General features: G+C 63.5%; 3 protein-coding genes. All 3 read right to left on the bottom strand.

Going from position 1 to position 3506, the window contains the following annotated elements:
- Positions 1-469: trehalose-6-phosphate synthase (locus IC66_RS0130860; protein ID WP_193374902.1), on the bottom strand; the 469-nt coding region annotated here is incomplete at its 3' end.
- Positions 470-709: 240 nt separating this feature from the next.
- Positions 710-1528 carry a trehalose-phosphatase gene (gene otsB, locus IC66_RS0130855; protein WP_038950223.1) on the bottom strand — a complete coding sequence of 273 codons (819 nt, stop codon included), beginning with the start codon at positions 1526-1528 and terminating at the stop codon, positions 710-712.
- 4 nt (positions 1529-1532) lie between these two features.
- A complete protein-coding gene (locus IC66_RS0130850) occupies positions 1533-3017 on the bottom strand; it encodes an MFS transporter (protein WP_038950220.1) in 1485 nt (494 codons plus the stop codon).
- Between the last annotated feature and the right edge of the window lie 489 nt (positions 3018-3506).

Genomic DNA, 3506 nt, shown 5'->3' with positions numbered 1-3506 from the left:
GAAGAAAAAAGCCGATCGGATCGTCGACGCCGAGATCACGCAGTTCGGCGCCGAGCGCGAGGAAATGATAATCCTGAACCCAGAACGCGGTCTTGGCTTTTCGGAAGCGCATCAAGGCGCGCGCCATGAAGGCGTTGACCTCGCGATAGCTGACGTAATCGTCGCGCGAGACGCGGATCAAATCGCTGCGCGAATGCAGCGCGGGCCACAGCGCCGAATTGGCAAAGCCTTCGTAATAGCCGCCGTAATGCGCCGCCGGCAGGTCCAACGTCGCAATCGCGCCCGATCCGAGCGCTTCGATCTCCGCGAACGGCTCCTTCTGATGGCCGTCACGCACACGGCCCGAAGAACCCACCCAGATCGCGCCCGAATGTTCCACCACCGGCAACAAGGCCGCCGCGAGGCCGCCCGTCATGGGCTCGTTAGGCTTGCCGCGCGCGACGCGATTCGAAACGACGACTAAATTCACAGGTCGTCCCCTCCTGTTTCATTCCACCCCGTTTAACTGCCGTTCATCAATATGGTTCCTGTCATCGTTTCAACCAATTGAAACCAAAATCGGGCACGCGCGTTGGAACTGGTTTCGCTTCGGGAACTCGAGATTTCGTTGCAAAGTCAGCGTATGCGGCCATGTTGCGCAGCACGCATAGCGGCGCGCGACGGCGCCGTTCCCAAAGCATCATGTCTGCGACGCGGCCTTGCCTTTATTTCACCTCGGGTCGAGCAGGCGGGCAAGGAACGCACGCACATCGCTCGGCGCGTCGAAATGGCCATTCACGCCCATGGCACGGCGACCGACGGAGAAGGCAAGCCCATCCATGTCGGGCATGATCGCGAACACGGTTTCATCGGTGACGTCGTCACCGATGAAGATCGGACGCCGTCCTTTGAACGGCTCCCGCTTCATCAGCTCGCGCACGCCGGTCGCCTTGGTGAATCCGGAATGCTTGATCTCGCAGACGAACTTGCCGGGCAGCACTTCGATCGGCGCATTGGGCAGGTCGGCGCGGATCACCGAGACCGATTCGTAGATCGCTTTCTCCGCGTGCGGGGCGAGGCGGTAATGCAGCGCGAGCGAATACCCCTTGTCCTCGAGCAAAATGCCGGGCGAAAGCTTGGCGATGGCGGCCAGGCGCCGCTTCAGCTCCTTGTCCAGCGGCGGGGCGTGCACGTCATCGGCCTCATTGTCGATCGACAGCCGCATCTCCGCGCCGTGGCCGGCGACGGCGCGGAACACATCGGGTGCGAAGATCAGGTCGATGTCGTTGAGCGAGCGGCCGCTGACCAGCGCCAGCGCGCCGGAGGTGCGCTCGGTCAGCCGATTCAGCGTGTCCGACAGGCCCGGCGGCACCCACACTTCGCGCGGCGTCGGCATCAGGTCGAGCAGCGTGCCGTCGATGTCGAGCAGAATCGCGATCTCGTCGAGATGCGGCACCAGCGCATGCGGCACCGGCACCGCATCGGGTGCTTCGTCGTCCGGCATGGTGCGCTTCTGGTCCAACGCTATTTCTGCAAATTCCGATTTCATCAGTCTACTCCATAAAGGCGAGCGGCCGCGCGATTTGTTCGAGCGATTTGCGCTCCGCAGGGACGGCATAGCGCCACGCCACGATCGCGGCCGCGATCATCAGGGCTGACCCCAGCAGATAGCCGGCGAACACGCTGGTGCGCGATCCCGTGTCGATCAGCACGCCGAACAGCGCCGGCCCGATCACGCCGCCGATGCCGGTGCCGACCGCGTAGAACACCGCGATCGCCAGCGCGCGAACTTCGAGCGGAAAGGTCTCGCTGACGGTGAGATAGGCCGCGCTCGCGGCCGGCGAGGCGAAGAAGAAGATCACCATCCAGGCGATGGTCTGCCCCTGCGCCGAGAGGACGCCGATGGAGAACAGATAGCCCGAGATCGCCAGCAACAGGCCCGACACGCCATAGGTGAACATGATCATGATGCGGCGCCCGAGCGTATCGAACAGCCGGCCGAGCAGCAGGGGCCCAAGGAAATTGCCGGCGGCGAAGGGGAGCAGGTACCAGCCGACATGATCGGCGCTGATGCCGTAGAAATCGGTCAGCACCAGCGCGAAAGTGAAGAAGATGGCATTGTAGAAGAAGGCCTGCGCACTCATCAGCACGAGGCCGACCAGCGCGCGCTGGCGATATGCCGAGAACAGCGTGTGCACGACCTCGCGGATCGGCGTGTGATCGCGCATCTTCAGCCGGATCTTTGTGAAGCGTCCGTCGCTCGTATCCTGGTCGTGTCCGATCACCGAGCGTTCGATCTCGTCGACGATTGCGTGGGCCTGATCGGGGCGGCCATGGATCATCAGCCAGCGCGGACTCTCCGGAATCCACATCCGCATCAAGAGCACGACGAGGCCGACGGTCGCGCCGATGAGATAAGCCAGGCGCCAGCCGAGATCGGGGTTGATCACGGCAGGATCCAGCAGCACGATCGACGCCACCGCGCCCATTGCGGCCCCGATCCAGAAACTGCCGTTGATGACGAGATCGGTCCAGCCGCGATAGCGCGCCGGCACTAGCTCCTGGATGGTCGAGTTGATCGCGGTGTATTCGCCGCCGATGCCGGCACCGGTGAGGAAACGAAACAGCGCGTAGCTCGCGACATTCCATGACAGAGCGGTCGCGGCCGTCGCCGAGAGATAGAGTGCCAGCGTGATGAAGAACAGCTTCTTGCGGCCGATGCGGTCGGTCAGCCAGCCGAAGCCGAGCGCACCGAGCACGGCGCCGGCGAGATAGGCGGAATTGGCAATGCCGAGATCGAGATTGGTGAATTGCAGCGACGGGCTCTGCTTCAGCGCACCGGAGAGCGCACCGGCCAGCGTCACCTCGAGTCCGTCGAGGATCCAGGTGATGCCGAGCGCCAGCACGACGCGAGTGTGAAAGCCGCTCCAGGGCAGCGCGTCGAGCCGCGCGGGGATACTGGTCTCGACGATGCGATCGGCCGCGGCTACCGCGACCACAGGAGCATAGTTCGGCGCTGGGCTTTGCTGCAATTCCATCGGGTTGTTGTGTCTGATCAATGGAAGCGCCCCCGGTTCACATGATGTGGACGGGTTGATCCGATCATCGGGGTGCGGCATTCCGCCTGCCACCTGCGACAACGTCTGCGGCGAGGCCGGGTTCCCACGGGAACGCCCTTCGTACCGCTCGTTTCCGATGGAGCAGCAAGGACTTGACGCATGGCTCATGTCAGAAAGACGACACAATCCCGCAAAACAGCCTTGCGCAGGACGACGAGCACCAAGCGCGGCGCCGTGCGGACGAGTGCGAAGCGCGCTCTCGATGCTGACCTTCTACATCAACCGCGCAAACCTCCGCTGTCGTCCCGGACAAGCGGAGCTCTTGGCAACGCGTCGCGTTGCCGGGAGCGGAGCGCTGATCCGGGATCCATAACCACAGGATCGGGTTTGGCGAAGACTCGGAGTTGCCCGCTCGCTCCATATCTGCTCCCTGTGGTTATGGTTCCCCGCTTTCGCGGGGACGACAGC

This window comes from Bradyrhizobium genomosp. III (assembly GCF_000261705.1).
Lineage (GTDB): Bacteria > Pseudomonadota > Alphaproteobacteria > Rhizobiales > Xanthobacteraceae > Bradyrhizobium > Bradyrhizobium ottawaense.
Note: the sequence above shows the minus strand (reverse complement) of the source record. Positions and strands in the feature narration are given on the sequence as shown.